Genomic DNA, 24,163 nt, shown 5'->3' with positions numbered 1-24,163 from the left:
CTTGGTATCGGTACGTTTTATTTTTTTAAAAGATTCATAGTATTTCTTTTGGTGCTGCCTCAATAAAATCGGTCAAGTTTCACTGATTGGGAAACGAAGGACCATCAATAAAGGTAGTGTAGATGTGCTCATCTTCTACTTGTTCCCCTTGAATCGCTTTGACGATTTTTTCAGAAGCAATCATTCCCCAGCGATGTTTTGAATAAGAGATGGTGGATAAGCGGGGCTGGATAAACGCCCCTAGCTCGGTATTATCAAACCCGATGATGCGAATATCTTTCCCGATTTTATAGTCGGTTTGGCGAACATACTTGTAGACACCGATCGCCATTTCATCGTTCAATGCAAAGATATCGATCGGCTTCATCGGCTGTTTCGCTAAGATTTCTTCTGCTCCACGAAAACCCGAAGGCTCGGTGAAATCACCGGCTATGACGTCATAAGAAATCCCAAACCGAGTAAGCTCTTTGATACTGGCTGTCAAACGCTCCTGGCTATCATAGCTTTTTTTAGGACCAGCTAGTAAAAATACATGCTGGCTGCCTCCTGAAATCAGCTTATCGATGGCTAATGCTGTTCCACCTTTATTATCGAGAAGTACTTGATGGATGTTTTCATGGGGAAGGATTCGATCCAGTACAACGATTTGATGGCCTCTTTGCGCGTAGCGCTCAATTTCTTCTGATGGAAAGGTCCAATCCAAAATAATCGCACCATCAATCATTCGCTCCGGAATAAACAAATGGGATTTTTTCCCACTGCAAACGATCATTTCATATCCAAAGGTTTCCAGGCTTTTCTTGATGCCGTCCAGCAGCTGACCATAGAAACTTCCCGCATAATCTGCAAGATACACCCCAATGATGTTTGTTTGCCGGCGTTTCAATGTACGAGCAGCCATGTTCGGAACATAGTTCAAGTCACGAGCAATCGCTTGGATACGGGCGCGGGTCTCCTCCGTCACTTTCGGGCTGCCGTTCAACGCATAGGACACAGTGGAAATAGACACACCGGCTTTTTTAGCAATATCTTTGATCCCTACCATGGCTTCTCCTTTCTATCGATAAATATCGATTTGATTGATTTCCTGATTGCACAGCGCCAACACAACTGACTTGTCTAAGCAAAAGGCGCCGTCTCGGTACTGATTATCTGCTAACGTATAATCGATTGGCTGGCCATTGATCAAGACCTGTTCTTTTTCTGCTTCGTGAAACGTGAATTTAACCGGCTGATCAAAAACGCGATAGGTAAGGGTCAATTCAGCTAACTCAGTTGGCAAAACAGGATCAAGGAACAAAGCATCTGCCGTTTCCCGGATTCCCAAAACATTACTGATCAATTGATTCAGATAGATGCCCGGTCCGCTGGAATAAATACGCCAACCGCCTTTTACGCCAACACTTCCATCTCTAAGTTTACCAAAATTCTCTTGGGCTTCAAGCCTTGTTTTGAAATCGCCGTCAGAACTGCTGAAATAGACATTGGCTTGTCGCAGCTCGGCATTTGGTACACGTTCTTGTATCTGTATCGGATTGATGACTCCTAGCCCCTGCCAAGTTTCTGCTTTTTGTCCTAGTTTTGCCATGGCTTCGACAAAACGGATGTGGGCGTGAACATATTGCAAGCCGATTTCCCGTCCAAAGTTCGCAGCTTGCTCGGCACGTTTGAAATTCGTGCTGACCCCACCATGATAGGCTGCCGGACGATTCATCAAACGAACGCCATCTGGATGCTGCAAGTGTTCTTTGATGATAGCTAAATGGTGCACAGCTTCTTCTGGGGAAAGCAATTCACCGATCATGCTTTGCTGCATTGGCAGCAAGCGATATTGAATCCCAGTCTTTCGGTCTTCTGGATGAATCATTAATTCTACATGTTCAGGATCTTCCATGTAAACGAATCCTGGAATCGTCCCTGAAGACAACATGTATTTCTCAAAATCTGTGCGAATGCCGCTGACGATGGTTTGCAAATGATCCGCATACTTCGGATCGTAGTCTTTCAGCTGTACCGCTAGTTTTTTCATCACTTCATACGTCAATGCCACTGTCCAACTGCTAGCCATCTGCTTCTTCAATTTACTATTGTTTGGTTGCAGGGTATCATCCCAATCCCCATCCCCATAACAAGAAAGATAGGTTCCTTCCAAGAAATTCCCTTCAATATACGCAATCTCTTTTTGTAAATGATCATAAAGAGAAGCAGTCTGACTTGTCTTTAAGAATGTCTCGCGGTCTGTATAAGGCAATTGCGTTTCTAAAATCGCGAAGTCCTTAGTTTTTTCCAAGTAATCGCTGACGACTTTCATTGGCCAAACAATCACATCCCCATGACTTTCATCGGCTTTTTGCTGCTCGTAGCGGTCAAACATAAACCATTGTGGCCAATTGCCATCGTCGGCAAATTGATTGGCAAATAGGTGTTTGATGATCGAAGCAACGATTTCTGGCCGATTGACGGCTAAGAAAAATTCTGTTGGACCTTGAGAAACATCTCGGGTACCCCAAGCAGCACCACCATACTGTTCCAAGCCATGGGGTGATAAATAGTGAACCAGCATGTTATGGGTATACCAACGAGAGAGTAAATTAAGCGTTTGTACCTCCACCTGTTCATGGGCCAACTCAAATTGATTCAGCAGTGAATCAATGAATGCTACATATTTTTCTTCCTCTTGCTGCTTAGAAGTTATTTGTTCTTGATAAGGCGCCCCAGTTAATGTTCCTTGGATCTTAAAGGTGATTTCTGACTGATCCGCAAAGGTCAAAACAGTCAGTGCGCCATCGCTATTTTCCTGCAAGAACAAGGAATCATCTGTCACTTCAAAAGGTTGATCCGCTTGCAGATAATAGGTTAATTCTGGATACGCTTCTTTTACGGGGGAATTCTCTTCGCTTGTGATGATGACCTGCTGATCTTTCGTTACCACAGCTGTCGGTGCTTCTTCATCTGGTCCCATCAACAATTGATTGCTGATGGCCCACGAGTAAGCCTTTTTGCTTTGGATCGTGGTCCGCACTTCACGACTGTCAAGCAGGGTATACGTCGTGATCGTGATCAAATCATCTGCAGTTTTGTAATACCACGTAGCAGTATTCATTCCCATCTCAAACGCAGAGGGCATCGTCAATAAACGCCACGTATCCTGTTCTTTCAAATAGATTCGCTGTCCTGATCGTTTCATGACATTCAGTGCATTACGGCTGTTACTCAATAATTTATTCATTGATGTGTTTCCTAGAACGATCTGCGAATTGAAAATACCGTACATATAAACCGTCGTACTCAGCAAAGGTTGATCTACCACTAAATCACTGCCACTAAGTAGGATATGGCCATGGGCCCGTTCCATCGCACTTTCTTTTTCCTTCAGCACAACATGGCGATAGTTTTCCGTGAAAAAGGAATAGAGTTGGCCATCGATCTGCTCCACAGCTTCCTGTTTTGGAAATAGTGCAGAAATATCCGCTTCGGTTAATGATTCTCCGGTCAATGGTGCGCCTAGTTGTTTTGCCGGAAGGGATTGTGTCGCCACTGACTCAAATGTCAGTTTTTGAAAACGTTCCTCCAACAAAGCTCGGTCAACTTGCGGACCAGAGACGGCTTCTGGCTGATCGGCCTTGACTGCGGCATAAAAAACAATTTCTGTTGCTTCGTCAGTCAGCTGATAAGATTCGGTCTGCAGAGCAATATAAGCAAATTCATACTGGTATACTTCATTTGCTAAAGTTTCTTGTGCCAAAGCTTGGGGTACATCCGTCATTTTGTATGTTCGACCAAAAAATTGATAACCATCGGTGGAATAACCTCGCAAAGGCTGGAAACTTCCTTGTTCCACTAATGGAAACTTACCGGATTGCGGTTGATTTTGACGAGAAGAAACAACGATTGTTTCGTTATCTTGACTCACATGGTGATCCAGATATTGAGAAACATATGCTTCATTGGACTGAACTGCTCCTTTTAAGGCATTGCCGATATCTTGACCATAAATGATATCCGCTTTTCCAGAACCTGTTAACTGAACCCGCCAAAACCAGCAATCCTCTGCCAGTTGCAACTCCACTTGATACTGAACTTCCAGAAATGTGCCTGACCAAGTCAACTGGTGCTGGGAATAGCCAAACTTACTGGCTGAATTAGAACCGATCATCGGTGCCCAACGAATTCCTTCTGATGTATAGACGCGCAAATACAATTGATTCAAACTGCCGTCTAACGGATTGCCGTTTAATTGATTGATCATCATACCATGACTATCTATTTCAAACAGATCTCCGGTTTTTAGAAACCTTAACCGAGTCTGATTTTTTTCGAGAGTAATATATTGTTTCATACAAACCTTCCTATCTGACGAATTTGAATGTCACCATCTGCAGGTCGCGGCTGTTGCTGCCGACCATGGCTTGGAATGTGCCAGCATCGCTGGCTGTTTCTTGATTGCTGTGAACATAGCGCAGCATATCTTCTGTAATTGAAAAGCTCACTTCTTTTGTTTCCCCGGGTTCTAACCATACTTTTTGGAATCCTTTTAATTCTTTGATCGGTCGGACAACTTCACCAACGAGGTCTCGCAGATACAACTGAACGGTCTCTTCACCGGCAAAGTCACTATTATTTTTGACTTGTAAGGATACTGTTAGCGTCTCTTCAGTAGACAATTGTGCTTTATCTAAACTTAACTCACTATACTGAGCCTCGTGATAGCTCAAGCCGAAACCAAAAGGATATTTTGCATAGTTGGAGACATCCAAATATTTTGAGACATATTTTTCATCTGGTGCACTTTCATAAGGACGACCGGTAGTTTCAGTATTGTAATAAACCGGCACTTGACCGACTGTTTCCGGAAAAGACATACTCAAACGGCCGCTTGGGTTGTATTGCCCCCACAAAATATTCGCTAATGCTTGTCCTCCTTCGGTTCCAGGGAACCATGCTTCAACGATGGCTTTTGCTGGATCAATCCCTTGAAGGTCTAGCGGTCGACCATTGTACAACGTCACAACTAGTTGCTCATTGACTGCCTGCAATTGTTTGAATAACGCTAACTGTGCTTCCGGCAAGCGAATATCGCTGCGGCTGGCTGCTTCGCCGCTCATCCAGTCTTGTTCCCCCAATGCAAGAACCACTTTATCTGCTTGTTTGGCTAATGCAACAGCTTCATTGATCGCTGCTTCTGTTGGCGCAAAGTAATCGAAGGGTTCTTTTCCATAAAGAATGTTCTCTGAAACTGCCTTGGCGCCCTCGAGGAGCGAAACGGCTTCTGCTTGTTTTCCTTGCCATAACCAGGCCCCTAAAATGTCTTTAGAGTGAGCCGCTGGTCCAACGATGGCAACCGTCTCCGTTGATTTAAATGGTAAGATGTTCTCATTCTTCAATAAAACCATTGATTTTTGAGCGATTTCTCTGGCGGCTGTTCGATGTTCTTGCGAAAGTACCACCCGTGCTTCGGCAGCTTCATCGGCCCCACGATGAGGATGTTCAAACAGACCAAGATCATTTTTAAGGGTCAAGATTCGCAATACCGCTTCATCCAATAAGGATTCTGCAACCGTGCCTTCTTCGATCAATTCTTTCAAATAGTCGTTGTAGCAAGTCGTCATCATTTCAATATCGACTCCGGCTTTGATGGCCAATTCTGCCGCTTGTTTCTCGTCTTCTGCTGCACCATGAGCAATGATCTCTTTGACCGCACCCCAATCAGAGATCACTACGCCGTCAAACCCAAATTCTTTTCGTAAGACATCACGGAATAACCAGCGATTCGCTGTTGCAGGAATCCCATCGACTGTATTGAAGGAAGTCATCACCAGTTTGGCACCAGCTGCAAGTGCAGCTTGATAGCCAGGCAAGTAACTTTCCCGCAATTGTCGCTCCGACATATTGACTGTGTTGTAATCACGTCCGCCAATTGCTGCGCCATACGCCGCGAAATGTTTTACACAAGCAGCCACCCGCTCAAAATCATTGGTTAAATCTTCCCCTTGGTAGCCTTTCACAAAAGCTTCAGCAAGACGGCTGTTCAAGTAGGGATCTTCTCCAGTGGATTCCATCACTCGACCCCAACGCGGATCTCGAACTAAGTCCACCATTGGCGAAAACGTCACATGCAACCCAGAGACAGCGGCTTCTCTAGCCGAAATTTCGGCCATTTGTTCCGCAGCATTCAGATCCCATGAACTGCCTAAAGCCAATGGAATCGGGAAAATCGTTCGGAACCCATGGATAATATCAGCCATTAGAATCGTGGGAATCTGCAGGCGGTTGTTTTTGATGTAGTCTTGTTGGACACGAATTGCTTCTTTGGCACCGGAAACGCCTAGTGTTGTTCCAGCGTTGTTGATGGTTTCTTGGGTCAATCCCAAATCACTCATCGGTCCAGTTTTTTCTTCTGCTTTGTCTGAATAAAACGCAGCAGCTAGTTGCAATAATTGATCGATTTTTTCATCGATGGTCATTTGTTCAAGTAAATGCGTCAATTTTGTTTTTTCCATTTTTGGTTTCACCTTTACTCATTAAACCGGAGATCTGCTTCAAGCGGAAAATGATCGGAGGGAAAGCGCCCGTCACAAGAATCCGTCAAACAACCGGTTTTAATGATTTGAAATCCTTTCGTATAAATATAGTCAATTTCTTCTAACTGGTTCCATGGGCGTTGATAGTCAAAGTTTTGATAGGACCCTTTAGGCCCATAATGCCCTTTTTCGCTGTGCTCTTTGGCGTTAACAAACATCTTTTGCAAGGACTCATGGACGCGTTCAACTGCTTCTGCATTGAGATCTCCCATCAATAAAACGGGTAGAGCGGCGATTTTATCCGCTAACCCTTCCAAGATAACTTTCATCCCTTCAAAACGAGCGATTTCTGAAATATTGTCCAGATGCGTATCGATCACCAAAAAATCATGCCCTTGTCTATCTCTTAGTACGATCCACAAGCACAGCCGCAAGTATTCCGCTTCCGGATGAATGCTTGGCACATCCGGGGTCAGAGATAACCAAAAGGAGCCTGAATCAATTTTAGAAAACAGCGTCTTCTTGTAATAAATCCCGATACCTTCTCCTGTTCCATCGCCGTCTCGTTCAGCAGTGACCGACGCGTAATCCGTCAAGCCTACTAAATCAGCCACTTGCGTTGGTCGGACTTCTTGCACGCACAAAATATCCCAATCATGGTAATCGATCAATGCTAAGACTTTGTCCGCACGATAAGACCATTGCCACTCTTTATCGTAATCCGTGTCCACTCGTAAATTGTAAGTTGCTACTTTCATCTCTTCATTTCCTTTTTAACAGTTTTTGAATCTGCTGCATTTCTTTTCGAATCTGTTTGGCTTCGCCACCACCATGCCCTTTGTTTAAATAGACCGTCAACTGCTTAACGGTTGGGATGCGGTGGTAACTGACGAAAAAGTCGGTCATTGGACAGATTGGATCTTGGCTGCCCACTGAAGCAAAGACCGGTCCAGTGATTTTTGCTGCCAGATTTTTCAAATCATAGTAGGCCATCTCGCGATAGATGGTTTCTTTGCTTTCTGGAAAAGCATCGATATATTCTTGCATCACATGATAACTTCCTGTTCTGCTTTCGATACGATGAGGAATATTCGAATGACTAGGAACATCTGCAAAAGTCGCAAAGATTGGCACTTCAGCCAGCGCATTGACGATCAACGCCACCCCGCCCCCTTGTGACCCACCTCTTAAGATTATTCGCTCAGGATCAACCTCCGGCAGCTTTGCTGCGACCTCAAGTAAACGAAGACTATCTGCAAGCAAGCGTTTCATGTAAAAATCTTCTTTTTTTAAAATCCCTCGTCCAAACGGTGCCCCATGCTGCGTTGTTTCATAGGGCTGGGTATCTTTTGTTCGGCCCCCTTGCCCGCGATTATCGATCACCAAGCAGGCGCAATCCACTAATGCCCAGTGAGCAAACTGAAAAGGTTCCTGCAGATGATTCATATAACCTAAATAATCGATCACGATGGGCAGCTGGCGTTTATTTTTCGGAATTAAAAGATAGCCGTAAATCGTTTCATTGTATAAACTTTGGAAATTGATCTGATAAACATCAATTTCCCTCATCAATGCCGGTTGCAGCTGACGTTCAAAGGCCAGCGGAATCTCTTTGATTTCTTGTTTGACCTGCTGCCAAAAACGATCAATTTCTTCCTGACTTGGTATACGTTCAGTGAGATTCATTGACATCCCCCTCTTTTGCCAACACTTTATTAAAGAACAGCACTTGCAAATAAGCGAAGCCTGAAATACCTAAACACACGAATAAGAAAAAATTGATCTTATTCAGCAAAATAAATATGAATACAGGAATGACTAACAAGATAATCGCATTGGCTGTACTGCTCAACACTGCATAGGCAGTTTCTTGTGCAGTTTGTTTGACTGAGAAAGAAAACAAGCAAAACAGTAAGACAAACACCGTCAAGAATAAACCGGCTAAGCTGCTGAGGATGACGGCAAAGACCCCGAGATACGTGGTGATCCCCATCAACCCATAAATGATAGCCGCCGTTACAGCAACATACCCTACAATGATTCCTTCCAGGATAAACCCACGCTTGAGATTGGCCAAAAAGGTTCGGCTATACCGTTGCCAGACAGGGATTTCTTTTTCTTTGTAAAGTTGATCGATGGTTTGATACAAAGCAATCAAAGCTGGTCCTATCAGTACGATGGTAGCCGCAGGAACCAAGAACAAAAAGCTTACTATGATCATGTCTGCAGCGAAAGAAAAGACACGATAGTACCATCCTTCATAAGAAAAAATTTGTTTCATTATCAATCACCCGCCTCTTTCTAGTTTTCTACTGAGTTCTTGTTGTCTTGCTCATTTCTTGTTTATTATCCTTTTGCTTAGGTACTTTTCAACATCTGCTTTGTCTTGCTTCGCAAGTCAATCGCAGTGTTTCTTTTCTAGGTTACTACGCTCCCTTTGGTCGCCTAGTACTTTTCAACATCTGCTCGTCTACGCTGCGCTTCGCCTACAGTTACTTCTAGTCTAGCGCCAAGAAGAACTTGCATGCTTCGCAGAGCAGTGTTGAAAAGCAAAAAGAGGAAAGGTCGTTGGTTTCTCGCTTTCCTCTTTTCATCCTTTCTATAACTGGTTATTTAAGTTTTTCACGGTTTTCTGCCATTTTTTCAGATTTGATTTCTTTGATGGCATCCCAATTGTTGGAATCTAGGAAGCTTTCAAAATCAGACAGTGTTGAGTCAAAGGCTTTTTCGTCTTTTGAACGAATCAAGGAGATGACTGTGCTATTTAGTTTTGTTTTAATAGACGTATTTGAACGGGCTTCGGCACTTCCGGCATCTGGATCGATATTTTCAATCACAAAGTGCGGATAAAGTTTTCCTTTGCCCCATTCTTGCATTTGTGTTAATGCGCTTTCTGTTTCTACTTTCAATGCATTGACACGGTCATTGTTGAAGTAGTTGAAACGGCTGATGCCATATTTCTTGTTGTAGCCTTCGTTGTCTGTTTTTTCCATTTCTTTGACTTCAGGTAAGTAATCGATCTTGCCATCGTCGTTGTATTTATAAGTAACGCCTTCCACACCAAATTTCGTCAAGATTTGTCCGGGTTCATCGATCAAGTAAGTGAATAGTTGAGTGACTTTTGCTGGATCGGCTGCATCTTTTGTGATGTAGTTGATCAACCAACCTGAGATACCGGTTTGGTTCAATGTTGGTTTCCGTCCGGATGTGCTTGCTGGTCCATCGATGGCAATGTAACGAGTATCAGAATTCTTCATGAATTCGGTGAAGTTGCCGCCTTGACCACTGGTTCCGGCTACAAGCATTGTGGCATATTGTCCTTGTTTGACTTTTTCATCATAGGTAGGACCATCATCTGTAAAGCTGTCATCGCTAATGTTGCCTTCACGATAGACTTTGTTGAACGTTTTTAACCAATTGATGTATTCTTCATCTAAGTTACGGTCATAATAGTTGCCAGATTTGTCTTCCAATGGAACACCTAAGAAATCTTGCAGTTTATCTAAGAAAGGACCTGCTGTATCACCGACAGTCGTGAAGCCCATTGGTGTTAAATCAGGATATTTTTCTTTGATTTGTTCCATTACTTTGACAAAATTCTCTGGTTTAGAAATGTCTGGTTTACCTAGAGCTTCATAGACATCTTCCCGAATGACAAAGTTATCGTTTACTGGGATATTGCCGCTTTCATAATCGGCTGCTGTATTGGAGTAGTTTGGATAGCCATAGGTTTTGCCATCGTCTAATGCAAACCAGTTAAAGGTATCTTCTGTTACGACATTCATGAGATAAGGATCATATTTTTTTGCCAAATCATTCAATGAGTAGGCCCAGCTATCTGCTTTAGTGGCGGCTTGACTGGTTTTATCCATCAACGTCACGATGTCGGGCATATCACCACTTGAAATAAGTGCATTCAATTTCGAGTCGTCGCCGGAAATAAATTCGATATCGATATTCAAATCTTTTTTGATCTGTGCCGTGGTGACATCTTCACCAAATGGCAATGCTGTCCAGTCTGAGTTGATGTACCAAGTGATCTTCGTTGGTTCTTTTTTAGTATCTAGCTTCCACGCTGGTGTCTTTTCATCAAGCTCATAACGATCTTTGATTGAAAAATCTGAACTGCTGCTATCCTTTGAACTGCCACCACATGCGGCTAAGCTCAGTAATGCTGTTGCTGCCAATAAACTGCCTAATACTTTTTTCATATGGATCCCTCTTTCTATTCTTTTACCGCACCGGCCATCATACCGCCGATGAAGTGTTTTTGAAGTAATGGATAGATAATCAAAATTGGTACGGTCGTAATAACGATAGTAGCCAATTGCACCCCGCGAGTCGTTGCCTGCACGACAAAGTCGGTACTACCGCTTTCGGTCATCGTGCTCAAGTTGGACTGCACAATGATTTCATAAATCTTCATTTGCAGCGGATAGAGATATTCTTTAGTGATATACAGTTTGGTGGTCATAAAGTCGTTCCATTGTCCGACACCATTGAACAATATGATGGTAGCTAATGCTGGTTTGGTTAATGGTAAGAAAATCTTGTAAAAAATTTGAAATTCGCTGGCACCATCGATTTTCGCTGATTCTTCCAAAGAAGGTGGAATCTCACGGAAAAAGTTCATCAAGATAACCACATCGTAATAGCTGAACAATGCTGGAATGATATAGACCCAAAATGAATCCAACAAGCCCAATGATTTGATCAACAAGTAGGTTGGGATCATCCCGCCACCGAAGTACATCGTGATAACGCCTAGTGTGGTGTAAATATTTCGGCCAATCAAACGTGATTTGCTAAGTCCGTAGGCGACAATGGCACAAAACAGTGTATGAGTCACGGCCCCGATCAATGTTTTCAGTACAGAGATCAAAAATGCTCGTGGGATACTGTCATCAGAAAATACTTTCCGATAATTTTCCCAAGTAAATCCCCGCGGCCACAAAACGAGACCGTTTTCAGCCAATCCTGAACTAGAAGAGACCGAGGAAACTAAGATATTCCAGATGGGAATAATGATCAGCAGCGAAAACAAAACGAGGATCACTGTGTTAAAGAAATAAAACCATTTGTTTTCTTGCGTTCTTCTTTTTATCACTTGTTCACCCCTCCTATAAGATAACTGAGTTGCCATTGTTCAATTTCCGTGTCACACGATCGGTGATGACGAGCAGAATGACTGAAATGATGGCAATTCCTAAACCAACCGCTGTGGCATAGGAGAAATCACCTTGTGTCAGCCCCATTTTATAAACAAATGAGTTGATGACTTCCGATTTGTTCTGGTTTTGCGAGTTCATCAAAACCAATGTTTGGTCTAAGTTGGACCCTAAGATACCGCTCACATTTAAAATCAAATTCAATGAAATGATCGGTGTCAAAAGTGGCAGTGTGATGGTCCGAATCTGAGTCAGCTTAGTCGCACCATCGATCCTTGCTGCTTCATAAAACGTTGGATCGATACGAGACATGCCGGCAAGATACAGAATCGTTCCCCAGCCTACTTCTTTCCATAGGTCAGATAAAACAGCGATCCACCAATACTTATCAGGATCCAATAAATGATTGACTCCTTTATCCATCATGCCTAACGACATTAAGACTTGGTTGATAAACCCATTGGTAGACAGCCATGAAATCATCATGCCTCCTAGGACGATCCAAGAAAAAAAGTGAGGGATGTAGGAAACGGTTTGAATAAATTTCTTCAATTTTCCGTCCCGCATCTCAAAAATCATAATGGCGAGAATAATTGGAATCGCAAAACCTAAGCCTAACTTCATCATACTGATGGCTAACGTATTCCCAACTGCTTCCCAGAAAAAACTGTCGTGTAAAATAATGCGGAAATTCTCTAACCCGACCCATGGCGCGGAGGAAATCGTGTCAATGACCGTATAGTTCTTAAAAGCGATAATGATTCCATAAATCGGAATGTAGTTAAATACGATCATGAATGCTACGCCTGGTAGCACCATCCAATGCAGTTGCCGCTGCCGGTATATCTCTTTCAGCTTACTCATATACAAAAACTCCTTCTGTTTTCGTCTCAATACTCATCCTATCTTTTTATTTTTAGTGAAACGTTTCTACGAATTGATTATAAATCTCGTTTCAAATAATTGCAAGCCTTTACATCATTAAAACTTTATCATTTTTCTTTTGTGGCTTAGCCTGACTTCTCCTGCCAATAAAGATGTTTTTCACAAGATAAACCCTTTAATAGCAATCAAAATCAACTTTTCCATTTATTTCACTTCGATCATTTATTGTTTTGCAAGCTTTCTCTCACTCCGCTGATTTAATATTTCCAGAAAAATCCAATAGAAAAACGTTTCACTAAATCGCAAAAAAAGAGCCCTTCCAAGCAGACCTAGCTATCCGCAGGAGGACCAGCAGGCCAGGTTGTTAGGCATTCAATAATGCTGTTGGCAGAAACGCTCATCAAGAAAAAAGAAGCAGAATTTCTGCCAATGGCTTTTCAATTTTTTTTAAGCTTTCGATTGATTTCCAAAAAATCTGCAACCCGTTGATTCAAAAAAACTGTGACAAACCTTTTGTCACAGCTCACTTTTGGGGACTATTTTATTGAAAAAAGGGTATCATAGCTCTTCAAAATGATTTTCATAACCAAAATGGGTGTAGGCCAGTGTGGTGGCGATCCGTCCTCGCGGGGTTCGTTTCAAAAACCCTCTTTGAATCAGGTAAGGCTCATACATATCTTCCACGGTCTCTGTCTCTTCACCGATATTCACAGATAATGTGCTGAGACCCACAGGACCGCCGCCATATAACTCGATCATCGTTCGAATCAGCTTTTGATCGACATAATCCAATCCAGCATGATCGACTTGCAAAAGCAGTAACGCTTTGTCTGCGATTTGGCGATCAATGACCCCGTCTGCCTGCACTTGTGCAAAATCTCGAACCCGCTTCAACAAGCGGTTAGCGATCCGAGGGGTGCCGCGAGACCGCCGAGCAATCTCAAAGGCTCCTTCTTCCACGATCTCGGTTTGAAAAATATCCGCTGAACGCAAAACGATTTCCTTCAAATCGTGATCTTCATAATACTCCATATGAGAAATGATCCCAAAGCGATCCCTTAATGGGGCTGAAAGCATCCCTGCCCTAGTCGTAGCTCCTACCAAAGTAAATGGCGGCAATGGGAAATGGACAGGATGGGCCGTGGTTCCTTGACCAACCATGATGTCCACAAAAAAATCTTCCATTGCAGAATAGAGCATTTCTTCAGCAACACGGGGCAAGCGATGGATTTCATCGATAAACAAGACATCCCCCGGCTGCAATTCGTTTAAAATTGCAATCAGGTCGCCAGGCTTTTCAATGGCCGGTCCGCTTGTCGTCTTGATGTTGACCGCCATTTCATTGGCGATGACCATGGCCATGGTGGTTTTTCCTAATCCGGGGGGGCCATAAAGCAACACATGGTCCAATGCTTCTTCCCGATTTTTGGCTGCTTGGATATAGATCGACAATTCTTCTTTTACTTTATTTTGACCGATATATTGCGCGAGAAACTGCGGACGCAATGATTTCTCGATCAATTCTTCGATTTCATTCGTTTCCGGTGAAACAATCCGTTCATCCGTCACCTAACTCGCTCCTTATTTTTTCATCATCAATTTCAATGCTTCTCGTAAATACTCATCGGTTGTTTTAGTCGGTTGAGGGGCCAACGCTTTTTCTGCTTTTTTGACTTCTTTTTCACTGTAGCCTAATGCTTTCAATGCTGCTATCGCTTCATCTAAGGCAGGATTCGTCGCAGTGACCGGTGTTGCAGGTTCCTCGCCGACTAATTCCGCAACTTTTCCTTTTAAGTCCAATATCATTTGCTGCGCGGTTTTTTTACCGACGCCCGGGAATTTGGTCAAATAAGTGACATCGCCATTTTCAACAGCTGTGATCAATCCAGCGTGGTCTTCATTCGCCATGATTGCTAAGGCACTTTTCGGACCGATCCCTGAAACACTGATCAGTTTTAAAAATAATTGCTTTCCTTCTAATGTAGAAAACCCGTATAAACTATGGGCATCTTCTCTAATTACTTGATGCAGATAGATCTTTACTTCTTGATTCAACTTACCACTAAATGCATAAGGGTTGCCGAAAGCGACTTGATAGCCAATACCGTGGGTCTCAACAACGATATAAGCTGGAAAGATATCTGTGACTTTTCCTATAATATATTCGTACATAGCCGTTCCTTTCTATCCATCTAACTGTACATACGTTCCCTTTATTGTAGCATAGACGAGTGGACAAAAAAAGAAGCAAGAAAACTTGCTCCTTTACTCAACCAAAGAGGTATATTCGCCATATCCTTGTTCAACCATTTCTTCTAATGGTACGAATCGCAAGGCAGCGGAATTGATGCAGTAACGTAATCCGCCTTTATCTTGGGGACCGTCTGAAAAAACATGGCCTAAATGGGAATCTGCTTCTTTGCTGCGGACTTCGACACGATGCATCCCATGAGAGAAATCTGCTTTTTCTTTGATCTCTTTGCGGTCGATCGGTTTTGAAAAAGAAGGCCAGCCACAACCGGCATCATACTTATCCGTCGAAGCGAATAGCGGTTCGCCGCTGACGATATCCACATAGATCCCTTTTTCATAAAAATCATCATAAGTCCCTGTAAAAGGACGCTCCGTTGCATTTTCTTGTGTGACAGCATATTCGATCGGTGACAATTTTTCTTTCAACTCTTTTTTTGAATCGGACATTTTTCTCACCTGCTTTCTTCCCTTATCTTGCCTTTTTTCCCATCGTTTGTAAACGAACTTGCTTCTTTGTTTAAGGAGAAGGCAGCTCTGGCCACCTTCTGGTAGATTCTGCAAAATGATAAAAAGACGGTTGGTCCTTTGTATAGATTTCTTCTGTGAGAACCGCTTCCGTCAGTTCAGAAAACAAGCCTGCAGCAAAAAAGAAGACTGCCGTTTCCTTGGCATAATAGAACAAACTAGAACCACACTGGCGGCAAAATCCCCGTTGCGCCCCATTAGAAGAGTTATACCGTTGAATCAAGGATTCGCCGGTAAATGTGACTTGCTCACGGGAACAGGCGGCAAGTGCTAAAAAAGGGCCACCGTGAAATTTCTGACACATGGAGCAATGACAGGCAGTCACTTGGGGATCAATAGCCGTTAGCTCAATCGTGACATGTCCACAAAGGCAAGTACCGGATAGCTTCATTTTTCCAGTTCCTCCGGATATTCTTTTAACAACTTGGCAACCGTATTGACAGGAAAACCAACGATCGCATAAAAATCTCCTTGGATCGCTTCAACAAAGACTTTGGCTGCACCTTGAATCCCATAGCCGCCAGCTTTGTCTTGGTATTCCCCTGTTTTCAGATAATCAGCAACCATCTGATCCGTCAACGAGCTAAAGGTTACTTGTGCGGAAACCAATCTTTCCTGCCGTTGACCTTGTTTTTGTAAAACCACCGCTGTATGGACCCAATGAGTCTTTCCGCTCATCTTTTTCAGCATCTGTCTAGCATCGGCCTCATCGACAGGTTTGCCGAAAATCTCCTGGCCAACCACTACGGTAGTATCACTGGCGATCACAAGCTCTGCTGGAAAGTCGGCTGCGACGGCTGCTGCTTTTTCCCGCGCCATTCGCTGCACATAGTCCTCCGGGATTTCTCCAGCTTCTACAGATTCATCAATATCTGCTGGCTGTACGTGAAACCTAGGTACCAATTCTGCTAATAACTCTTTGCGCCGTGGCGACTGCGAAGCTAAAACAATCATTCCATTCCACTCCTTGCACGATGGGGATCTTGGATCCGTTTAAACATTCGTTCCATGTCACTGTTGGTAAAATGGATCAATACTGGGCGACCATGAGGGCAGTTAAAAGGATTCTCACATTTTGCAAGATCCGCCAACAGGATCCGCGCTTGTGCTTCATTCAAGTAATGATTGGCTTTGATCGAACGTTTGCAGCTCATCATGATTGCTGTCGCTTCCCTGAATTTCTTGACACTAACGCTTCCGGTCTCTAGGAGCATATCGATCATTTCACGGATAATACTTTCTTCTTCTCCTGCTGGATACCAAGTGGGGTGCGCTCTTACGATAAAACTGTTGGCGCCAAAATCTTCCAGATGGATCCCAACTTCTTGCAATTTTTCATTTTGTTCCTTCAGCTTGATGGCATCGTTATTGGGGTAATCCAAGACGATCGGTACGAGTAATTCCTGCAAATCATTGGTTACTTCGCCAATTTTTTCCCGATAATATTCATACTTGATCCGTTCTTGGGCTGCATGCTGGTCTACGATGTACAATCCCTCATCACTTTGAGCAAATAGATACGTCCCATGCATTTGACCAAAATATTCTAATTGTGGGAAACGCTGCTTAGCCGGGGTTTCTTCTAATAAGCGATCCACATACTTTGTATAGTTTTGTTGACCGGCATGGACTTCTGGATGAAGTCGCTCTTGCGCCTCTTCTGCATGAGTCTCCAGCAAATTCTGGCTATCATCTGAAAGAAGCGACTCAGATGCCAGTTGATCGGTTTCCTTAACGCTATCCGTCACCGGAGCTGTGGCAGCAAAGGGATCTCGTAAGGGTTTGTTTGGCAAAGTGTCCTCCAAACTATCGAAAAGAGCGGGGTCTTCCACAGAATGCTCTGCAAAAGGCAAGGAACTTTCCCTTTGTTCCGGGATTTCTGGAAGTTTTCCACCTTCCTCCACAGGGTTTTCCACAAAGTTATCCACAGTCTGTTGATAACCTGATGAGGTAACTTGGAATTTGCCTGTTTCCCGATTGAAAGTCAATCCTGAAGAAGTTGTCGGACTTGTTCCCAGATCCAGCTTTGTTTGTTCCACTGGATCCGAGGCGACTTTTTTCTTAAAACGCAGATTATCGGCAGCATTCGGAATCAAATTTTCTTCTCGTAATGCTTCATTGATGGATTTACTGATCAATGCGGTCAATTCTTCTTCTTTTGATAAGCGTACTTCTTGTTTAGTGGGGTGAACATTGACATCCACCAACAATGGATCCATCGTGATCTCCAGTACCGCAATCGGAAAACGTCCCACCATCAATTTTGAACCGTAACCGGCGACGATAGCTTTGTTCAAGGCAAAATTCCGAATGTACCGACCATTGATGATCGTGGATAGATAATTTCGGCTAGCTCGCGTCACTTCCGGCAATGAGACATAACCAGTCAGCTTGAAATCAAGGTCCTCACTGTTGATGGCTAACATCTTTTTGGCTGTTTCAACTCCATAGATTCCGGCAACTGTTTGTTTCAAATCACCACTACCAGTGGTGGTCAGCATCTTATTGCCTTCATGAACCAAACGAAAGGCAATCTCTGGGTGGCTTAACGCGATTCGGTTCACGATATCCCCGATATTGGCCAATTCCGTCTGCAATGTTTTGACATATTTCAAACGCGCAGGGGTATTGTAAAACAGATTTTCAACAGTGATCTTCGTTCCTTGCCGCAAATTTGCCGGTGTATGTTCCTCCACAGCCCCTCCCTTTAATCGAAGGAATGAACCTTGAGGGGCATCTTTGACAGCCGTTTCGATTGTGAGGATCGACACCGAGGCAATACTTGGTAATGCCTCGCCGCGAAACCCTAATGTACGAATCCGAAACAAATCATCTCGGTTATGGATCTTACTGGTGGCATGCCGCTTAAAGGCCGTAACGACATCCTCTTCGGCAATTCCCTCGCCATTATCGATGACTTGGATCTTTCGCAGACCCGCTTCTTCAATAAAGATATCGATCTGCGTGCTGCCGGCATCCACCGCATTTTCTACAAGTTCTTTGACAACAGAGGCTGGCCGTTCCACGACTTCACCGGCAGCGATTTGATTCGCTAGACGTTCAGATAATTCTTGGATCTTGCCCATCTGTTTTCCTTCTTTCTAGATTCGTTTTTGCAATTCATAAAGCTTATTCAACGCATCCATTGGGGTCATTTCTAAGAGATTCAGTTTTTTCAGCTGATCGATGACTCCGACTTCTTCGGTGGATACCTCGCTAAACAATGAAAGCTGCTGTGTTTCTTCTACCACAGGCTTTTCGATTGTTGGTTCATGTTCCTCCAGAGCTTTCAAGATCGTTGCTGCTCGCTGTAACAATTGGCTCGGCAGCCCTGCAATTTTGGCTACATGGATCCCGTAGCTCTTGTCTGCCGGACCATCCATCATTTTATGCAAGAAGACCACTTCGCCATCTTTTTCAACGGCTCCTACATGAATGTTTCGCAATCGTTGTAATTCTTCGTCCAACACCGTCAGTTCGTGATAGTGAGTTGAAAACAGCGTCTTTGCTTTGACTTCTTTGTGGATATATTCGATGATGGCTTGGGCAAGTGCCATCCCATCATAAGTGGCGGTTCCCCGACCTAACTCATCAAACAAAATCAAACTGTTTGGTGTCGCATGCCGCAACGCTTGGTTGGCTTCCATCATTTCCACCATGAAGGTACTTTGTCCTGCAATCAAATCATCACTGGCACCGATCCGGGTAAAGATACGGTCAAAAATCGGCATTTCTGCTGATTGTGCCGGAACAAAACAACCGATTTGGGCCATGATCACTAACAGTGCCAATTGCCGCATATAGGTACTCTTACCTGACATATTTGGTCCGGTGATCAATAAAATATCGGTATCTTCATGCATCACGATGCTATTAGGTATATATTCTTGGTGTCCCAGCACTTTTTCCACAACCGGATGACGGCCGTCAATGATATTCAAGGAGCGTTCTTTTTTCAAAATTGGCCGTACATATTGATAGCGTTCCGCAATTGTCGCAAAGCTTTGCAGCACATCGACGGCGCTGATAGCTTTAGCTAGTTTTTGTAGACGCAGGATACTTTTTTTGACTTCTTCCCGAACTTCCAAAAACAGCTGGTATTCCAGATCCACCGATTTTTCTTCGGCTTCTAAAATCACTGTTTCCAGTTTCTTTAGTTCAGGGGAGATAAAGCGCTCGGCATTCGCTAAGGTCTGTTTCCGTTCATATCGGCCTTCTTCAAGCCCGGCCAGATTTGCTTTGGTGATTTCAATGTAATACCCAAAAACGCGATTGAAGCCAACTTTCAAAGTCTTGATCCCCGTTTCTTGGCGCTCCTTGGCTTCCAGCTCCGCAAGCCACTGCTTGCCGTTGCGCATCGCTTCCCGATACTTGTCTAGCTGCTCATGAAAACCGTCTTTGATGACATTTCCTTCTGTGATCTGCAACGGGGCATCTTCATCGATGGCGCTATCGATCAGAGCCACTAAGTCATCCAGCGGTTCCAATTCCAGCAGCAACTCATTCCATTCTCCCCGGTTGATGCCTTGGATCAGTTGTGCAATCAAAGGAACTTGCTGCAAAGAAGATTTCAGCTGCAAGAGATCCCGACCATTGACATTTCCAAAGGCGACTCGGCCGACTAAACGCTCCATGTCATACACTTTGGTCAGTGCTTCTTGTAAGTCAGCCCGTTCAAAAAAGCTGTCCAGCAAGGATTGGACCATTTCTTGTCGTGCTACGATTTTCTTTGGCTGAATCAATGGACGGTCCAACCATTGTTTCAGCAAACGAGCCCCCATCGCTGTTTTGGTTTCATCCAAGAGCCATAGCAGGGTGCCTTGTTTCTTGCCGGTTCGGATCGAACGACTCAGCTCAAGATTGAATTTCGAGTAATAATCCATTTTCAAGGAATGATCCGGCTGGTATTCCACCGCTTGTTGAATATGCGCCAAGCTGCGTTTTTGCGTGATCGCTAAGTAACTCAACAATTTACCCGTGACCGTTTTTTCCGCTTCCGGCAATCCGCTGGTCAAGAAGCGGAATTCGGCATTTTCTTCATAGGTCTCTTGTTTTGAAAAAACTACACTTAAACGAGTCGTTAACAGTTCTTGCAAGGAATCAGGAATATCGCTGCATAAAACGACTTCTTTTGTTTGCAAGGCGGCAGCTTCATTTAAGACCGCATCTTCGTCTTCCAAAATTGCTGTTTTCAATTCTCCGGTACTCAAGTCTACATAGGCAAAACTGTAGCCTTGGTCTGTTTGCATCACAGCCGTCAAGAAGTTGTTGTCTTTAGCAGACAGCCCTTTGCTATCCATGACAGTCCCCGGGGTGATCAATTGGACAACTTCTCGTTTGACCATCCCTTTGGTGGTTTTAGGGTCTTCGACTTGTTCACAGATGGCGACTTTATAGCCTTGCTCAATCAATGTGTCAATATAATTACTGGCGGCATGGTAAGGGACCCCACACATTGGGATCGGATCTTCCGCATTCTTGTTGCGGCTTGTTAAGGTTAGTTCTAAGATTTGCGCAGCTTTGATCGCATCTTCATTGAACAATTCATAGAAATCTCCCAGACGGTAGAACAAAAAAGCATCTTGGTATTGTGCCTTGATGCTTAAATATTGTTCCATCATGGGAGTGTTTTTAGTTTTCTGAGGCATGTGCTTCTTCCTCCTCGATGGCTTTATTCACTTGCTTTTGGATTTCTGTTGTGACGTAGTGCAGCAGTTCATCTGCTTCCTGCAGTACCTCTCGGTAGGCGACCACTAATGGGTGCTGATCGTATTCTTGCGTCAACTCCGCCACTCGTCGCAACGCATCCTTTTTGGCTTCCGGTTTATCATAATGTTCATACTGAACGATTTCTTTTTGCGTTTGCTTGATGGCTTCTTCTAACGCCTGCAGCTTCGGATTGTTTTGTGCCCGCTGCTGGATCGTATGGAATTCCTGCACCACTGGGTGTTGTGCCAGCAGCTGCTGCAGTTCAGCCAATTCTTGTGCAACTGCGGTTTCTTTTTCTAATGGATCCATGATTCTCCTATTCTGTAAAAGGCCGATCTTCACTGATCTGGATTGGACGAATCGATTTGGCTTTACCCGTCTGCTCATCAATCTCGATCAGACAAGCGGATAAAATTCCCCGGCCGTTCTCAATCACTTCAAAGCGTTGCGGCAATGCTGTCAGGAATTTTTCAATGATTGGTTCTCGCTTCATCCCTAAAATCCCATCATAAGGACCGGTCATCCCGACATCTGACAAATACGCCGTTCCTTGAGGCAAAATTCGCGCATCATTGGTTTGGACATGGGTATGGGTACCGACAACGGCGGAGACCCTTCCATCCAGGTACCAGCCCATGGCTTGTTTTTCGCTAGTTGTTTCCCCATGAAAGTCAACAAAAATAAATGGGGTCCGTTTGCGAGCGATAGCCACTAACTCGTCCATTTTACGAAAAGGATCATCGATGTCGACCATGAAGGAACGAGCTTGCATATTGATGACTGCTAGTTCGATGGCATTAACTTTCACAAAAACCATTCCTGTACCGGGCGTCCCTTCTGGAAAATTCGCCGGCCGAATCATTTTCTTGGCCTCACCGATAAATTCAAAAATATCTCGGTTGTCCCACGTATGGTTTCCTAATGTGATGACATCGACACCATCTTGAAGAAATTTCTTATAGATTTTCCCCGTAATTCCCCGACCCGCAGCCGCGTTCTCGCCATTTGCGATCGTCACTTGCGGACGGTAGGCTTTCTTCAACTTTGGTACGTATTCCGTTAACATATTTCTCCCTAACGAACCAACCACATCTCCAATAAATAATACCCGCACACTTTTTCCTCTTCTCTTTTAACATCTTTCTTTATTATAAGTGTTTTCCACGAGAAAAAAAAGAGCTATTCCCTCTCGCCCTCTTCCTTGGATCAGCCGGCGTTTTGCTTATCGCCCTTGCCTTCGCTCCCTTTAGACCCCATTCCGAAAAAAACTCTCCAAACAACAGCGGTCGTTTGAAGAGTCCTCATTAGCTAGCGACTTGCTTGACGATCGCTACGATTAAGTCCCGGGCTTTTTCCATCGCCTCAACAGTAATAAATTCGTATTGCCCATGGAAATTCTCGCCGCCGGTAAACAAATTCGGCGTGAGGATCCCTTTGTAGGTGATTTTTGAGCCATCGGTGCCCCCACGAAACGGTGCTTCGATGGGGGTGATCCCTAAGTCTGCCATCGCTTGGCGAGCGATGTGGACACTTTGCGGGTTTTCTTTGATTCGATCCCCCATATTGTAGTATTGATCATACAGCTGATAGGTGATTCGCTCCCCATAGCGTTCGTTTAGCGCTTCAATGATCTGCACCATCTTTTCTTTGCGCTTTTGGAAAAGTGTTTGATCGTGATCCCGAATGATATAGGAGAGTTCTGCGTACCCGATATGCCCCGTAAGATTATGAAGCAAATAAAACCCTTGGTACTCTTTTGTTTTTTCTGGAACTTCTTCTGGCGGCAAAGCGGCATCGATCTGGTTGGCGATTTTTAATGCATTGACCAAACGCCCATAAGCAGTCCCCGGGTGCACGCTCGTTCCATTGATTTGGATATCGATCCGAGCAGCATTAAAGGTCTCATATTCCAGATGTCCCACACGGCCACTGTCCATCGTATAGGCAAATGCCACTGGAAAATCGGCTGGATCGAATAAGTCCGCCCCTTGACCAATTTCTTCATCCGGGCCAAAAGCGACCCAGACATCTCCCCGCTCTTGTGGATCAATGGTTTGTAGTATCCGCAATGCATCGATGATTTCGGCGATACCAGCTTTGTCGTCGGCCCCCAGGAGCGTCGTTCCATCTGTGGTGATCAATGTCTCACCTATGTAGTCTTTGAGATTCGGAAACTCAGCCACTGTCATCATGATCCCTAATGCCTCATTTAGGCAGATATCGTTGCCATCATAATTTTCATGGATCTGGGGTTGAATGTTTTCCGCCGCAAAATCAGCAGTATCCACATGGGCAATAAAGCCCACTGCCGTTTTATTCGGATCTCCTGCCAAACGCCCAATCACAAAGCCATTTTTTTCATGGTACAACACATCGCTAAGCCCCATCCCTTGCAGTTGATCCCCCAGTAACAGCGCCAACTCGACTTGACCAGCAGTCGTCGGAATCGTCTTGCTCCGCGCATCGGAGCGGGTATTGATTTTGGCATAGCGCAAAAAATCGTCGATCATCGGTTTGTCCTTCACTTCTGTCACTTCCTTTAAAAAGATATGGGGCGGTGGTCCATTTCATGAATGATTTGGCGGAAATCGACAAATCCTGCATCTAATCCTCGGAGCAATATTTCCGCTGTGCCGATATTTGTGGCCAATGGAATCTCATATACATCGGACAAACGGATCAACGCCGTCACGTCTGGTTCGTGTGGTTGCGCTGCCAAAGGATCTCGTAAGAAAATCACCATATCCAGATCGTCTTCAGAAATCATTGCACCAATCTGTTGATCCCCACCTAAAGGACCTGACTTATAGCGATGGACTGGTAATCCGGTGGCTTCTTGAATCCGTGTTCCTGTCGTTCCTGTGGCGTAGAGTTGATGCTGTGCTAAGATTTCTCGATAAGCAGTAACCAGCTTTACCATCAATTCTTTTTTACGGTCATGAGCGATCAATGCTATTTTCATCTGCATTCCTCCTTTTTGTCTATTGTACCAATTCTTTTAAAAAAAAAGAAACCGTGTCCGTAAGAACAAGACAGGATCTCTGAAGGATTTGCAGATTTTCAGGCAGAAAGGCACAGGTTAATCGTATAAGCAGTACAACA

Annotated in this window: 20 protein-coding genes; all 20 read right to left on the bottom strand. The window is 44.1% G+C overall.

All coding sequences use genetic code 11. From position 1 onward, the window contains the following. Positions 1 to 79: 79 nt before the first annotated feature. Complete coding sequence (locus Q0A12_RS14440; RefSeq protein WP_291293325.1) at positions 80 to 1,045, bottom strand: LacI family DNA-binding transcriptional regulator; 966 nt, start codon at positions 1,043 to 1,045, stop codon at positions 80 to 82. Positions 1,046 to 1,057: 12 nt separating this feature from the next. Next, a complete protein-coding gene (locus Q0A12_RS14435; RefSeq protein ID WP_291293324.1) occupies positions 1,058 to 4,339 on the bottom strand; it encodes a cellobiose phosphorylase in 3,282 nt (1,093 codons plus the stop codon). A 10-nt stretch (positions 4,340 to 4,349) separates the two neighbouring features. After that, on the bottom strand, positions 4,350 to 6,500 hold the full coding sequence (locus tag Q0A12_RS14430) for a glycoside hydrolase family 3 N-terminal domain-containing protein (protein WP_291293323.1): 2,151 nt from the start codon (positions 6,498 to 6,500) through the stop codon (positions 4,350 to 4,352). A gap of 14 nt (positions 6,501 to 6,514) precedes the next feature. Next, complete coding sequence (locus tag Q0A12_RS14425; RefSeq protein WP_291293322.1) at positions 6,515 to 7,279, bottom strand: endonuclease/exonuclease/phosphatase family protein; 765 nt, start codon at positions 7,277 to 7,279, stop codon at positions 6,515 to 6,517. 4 nt (positions 7,280 to 7,283) lie between these two features. After that, positions 7,284 to 8,207, bottom strand: coding sequence for an acetylxylan esterase (locus Q0A12_RS14420; RefSeq protein ID WP_291293321.1), 924 nt, complete (start codon positions 8,205 to 8,207; stop codon positions 7,284 to 7,286). Beyond that, entirely contained in the window at positions 8,194 to 8,802 is a 609-nt protein-coding gene (locus tag Q0A12_RS14415; RefSeq protein ID WP_291293320.1) for a DUF624 domain-containing protein, read from the bottom strand. Before Q0A12_RS14415 ends, Q0A12_RS14420 begins: the two co-directional genes overlap by 14 nt. Positions 8,803 to 9,130: 328 nt before the next feature. After that, positions 9,131 to 10,732 carry a sugar ABC transporter substrate-binding protein gene (locus tag Q0A12_RS14410; RefSeq protein ID WP_291293319.1) on the bottom strand — a complete coding sequence of 534 codons (1,602 nt, stop codon included), beginning with the start codon at positions 10,730 to 10,732 and terminating at the stop codon, positions 9,131 to 9,133. A gap of 14 nt (positions 10,733 to 10,746) precedes the next feature. Further along, positions 10,747 to 11,628, bottom strand: a complete 882-nt coding sequence (locus Q0A12_RS14405; RefSeq protein ID WP_291293318.1) for a carbohydrate ABC transporter permease — start codon at positions 11,626 to 11,628, stop codon at positions 10,747 to 10,749. A 13-nt stretch (positions 11,629 to 11,641) separates the two neighbouring features. After that, positions 11,642 to 12,553 carry an ABC transporter permease subunit gene (locus Q0A12_RS14400; protein ID WP_005470074.1) on the bottom strand — a complete coding sequence of 304 codons (912 nt, stop codon included), beginning with the start codon at positions 12,551 to 12,553 and terminating at the stop codon, positions 11,642 to 11,644. A 579-nt stretch (positions 12,554 to 13,132) separates the two neighbouring features. After that, positions 13,133 to 14,143, bottom strand: coding sequence for a Holliday junction branch migration DNA helicase RuvB (gene ruvB, locus Q0A12_RS14395; RefSeq protein ID WP_291293317.1), 1,011 nt, complete (start codon positions 14,141 to 14,143; stop codon positions 13,133 to 13,135). Between the two features lie 12 nt (positions 14,144 to 14,155). Beyond that, positions 14,156 to 14,746 (bottom strand): Holliday junction branch migration protein RuvA, encoded by a 591-nt coding sequence (gene ruvA / locus Q0A12_RS14390; RefSeq protein ID WP_291293316.1) that lies wholly within the window; start codon positions 14,744 to 14,746, stop codon positions 14,156 to 14,158. A 93-nt stretch (positions 14,747 to 14,839) separates the two neighbouring features. Next, positions 14,840 to 15,274 carry a peptide-methionine (R)-S-oxide reductase MsrB gene (gene msrB / locus Q0A12_RS14385; protein WP_291293315.1) on the bottom strand — a complete coding sequence of 145 codons (435 nt, stop codon included), beginning with the start codon at positions 15,272 to 15,274 and terminating at the stop codon, positions 14,840 to 14,842. 70 nt (positions 15,275 to 15,344) lie between these two features. Beyond that, positions 15,345 to 15,743 (bottom strand): GFA family protein, encoded by a 399-nt coding sequence (locus Q0A12_RS14380; protein WP_291293314.1) that lies wholly within the window; start codon positions 15,741 to 15,743, stop codon positions 15,345 to 15,347. Continuing rightward, complete coding sequence (locus tag Q0A12_RS14375; RefSeq protein ID WP_291293313.1) at positions 15,740 to 16,306, bottom strand: Maf family protein; 567 nt, start codon at positions 16,304 to 16,306, stop codon at positions 15,740 to 15,742. The genes Q0A12_RS14380 and Q0A12_RS14375 overlap by 4 nt, the downstream gene beginning before the upstream one ends. Further along, the gene (gene mutL / locus Q0A12_RS14370) at positions 16,303 to 18,438 is read right to left on the bottom strand and encodes a DNA mismatch repair endonuclease MutL (RefSeq protein ID WP_291293312.1); all 2,136 of its coding nucleotides are present in this window, start codon (positions 18,436 to 18,438) and stop codon (positions 16,303 to 16,305) included. The genes Q0A12_RS14375 and mutL overlap by 4 nt, the downstream gene beginning before the upstream one ends. A 15-nt stretch (positions 18,439 to 18,453) precedes the next feature. Continuing rightward, positions 18,454 to 21,000: a DNA mismatch repair protein MutS gene (mutS, locus tag Q0A12_RS14365; protein WP_291293311.1), complete on the bottom strand. Its 2,547-nt coding sequence runs from the start codon at positions 20,998 to 21,000 to the stop codon at positions 18,454 to 18,456. Then, on the bottom strand, positions 20,984 to 21,373 hold the full coding sequence (locus tag Q0A12_RS14360; protein WP_291293328.1) for a YlbF family regulator: 390 nt from the start codon (positions 21,371 to 21,373) through the stop codon (positions 20,984 to 20,986). The genes mutS and Q0A12_RS14360 overlap by 17 nt, the downstream gene beginning before the upstream one ends. Before the next feature lie 4 nt (positions 21,374 to 21,377). Further along, positions 21,378 to 22,175, bottom strand: coding sequence for a TIGR00282 family metallophosphoesterase (locus tag Q0A12_RS14355; protein ID WP_291293310.1), 798 nt, complete (start codon positions 22,173 to 22,175; stop codon positions 21,378 to 21,380). A 190-nt stretch (positions 22,176 to 22,365) separates the two neighbouring features. After that, complete coding sequence (pepT, locus tag Q0A12_RS14350) at positions 22,366 to 23,571, bottom strand: peptidase T (protein ID WP_291293327.1); 1,206 nt, start codon at positions 23,569 to 23,571, stop codon at positions 22,366 to 22,368. Between the two features lie 29 nt (positions 23,572 to 23,600). Continuing rightward, on the bottom strand, positions 23,601 to 24,023 hold the full coding sequence (gene mgsA / locus Q0A12_RS14345; protein ID WP_291293309.1) for a methylglyoxal synthase: 423 nt from the start codon (positions 24,021 to 24,023) through the stop codon (positions 23,601 to 23,603). Between the last annotated feature and the right edge of the window lie 140 nt (positions 24,024 to 24,163).

Source organism: Enterococcus sp. (genome assembly GCF_022711995.1).
Lineage (GTDB): Bacteria > Bacillota > Bacilli > Lactobacillales > Enterococcaceae > Enterococcus_D.
The sequence above is the reverse complement of the archived record's forward strand: the minus strand, read 5'-3'. Positions and strand labels throughout refer to the sequence as shown.

Coding starts and splice junctions, on each gene's coding strand:
- Q0A12_RS14440 (WP_291293325.1), bottom strand. CDS start 1,045: ATGGTAGGGATCAAAGATATTGCTAAAAAAGCCGGTGTGTCTATTTCC.
- Q0A12_RS14435 (WP_291293324.1), bottom strand. CDS start 4,339: ATGAAACAATATATTACTCTCGAAAAAAATCAGACTCGGTTAAGGTTT.
- Q0A12_RS14430 (WP_291293323.1), bottom strand. CDS start 6,500: ATGGAAAAAACAAAATTGACGCATTTACTTGAACAAATGACCATCGAT.
- Q0A12_RS14425 (WP_291293322.1), bottom strand. CDS start 7,279: ATGAAAGTAGCAACTTACAATTTACGAGTGGACACGGATTACGATAAA.
- Q0A12_RS14420 (WP_291293321.1), bottom strand. CDS start 8,207: ATGAATCTCACTGAACGTATACCAAGTCAGGAAGAAATTGATCGTTTT.
- Q0A12_RS14415 (WP_291293320.1), bottom strand. CDS start 8,802: ATGAAACAAATTTTTTCTTATGAAGGATGGTACTATCGTGTCTTTTCT.
- Q0A12_RS14410 (WP_291293319.1), bottom strand. CDS start 10,732: ATGAAAAAAGTATTAGGCAGTTTATTGGCAGCAACAGCATTACTGAGC.
- Q0A12_RS14400 (WP_005470074.1), bottom strand. CDS start 12,553: ATGAGTAAGCTGAAAGAGATATACCGGCAGCGGCAACTGCATTGGATG.
- ruvA (WP_291293316.1), bottom strand. CDS start 14,746: ATGTACGAATATATTATAGGAAAAGTCACAGATATCTTTCCAGCTTAT.
- msrB (WP_291293315.1), bottom strand. CDS start 15,274: ATGTCCGATTCAAAAAAAGAGTTGAAAGAAAAATTGTCACCGATCGAA.
- Q0A12_RS14380 (WP_291293314.1), bottom strand. CDS start 15,743: ATGAAGCTATCCGGTACTTGCCTTTGTGGACATGTCACGATTGAGCTA.
- Q0A12_RS14375 (WP_291293313.1), bottom strand. CDS start 16,306: ATGATTGTTTTAGCTTCGCAGTCGCCACGGCGCAAAGAGTTATTAGCA.
- mutL (WP_291293312.1), bottom strand. CDS start 18,438: ATGGGCAAGATCCAAGAATTATCTGAACGTCTAGCGAATCAAATCGCT.
- mutS (WP_291293311.1), bottom strand. CDS start 21,000: ATGCCTCAGAAAACTAAAAACACTCCCATGATGGAACAATATTTAAGC.
- pepT (WP_291293327.1), bottom strand. CDS start 23,571: ATGATCGACGATTTTTTGCGCTATGCCAAAATCAATACCCGCTCCGAT.
- mgsA (WP_291293309.1), bottom strand. CDS start 24,023: ATGAAAATAGCATTGATCGCTCATGACCGTAAAAAAGAATTGATGGTA.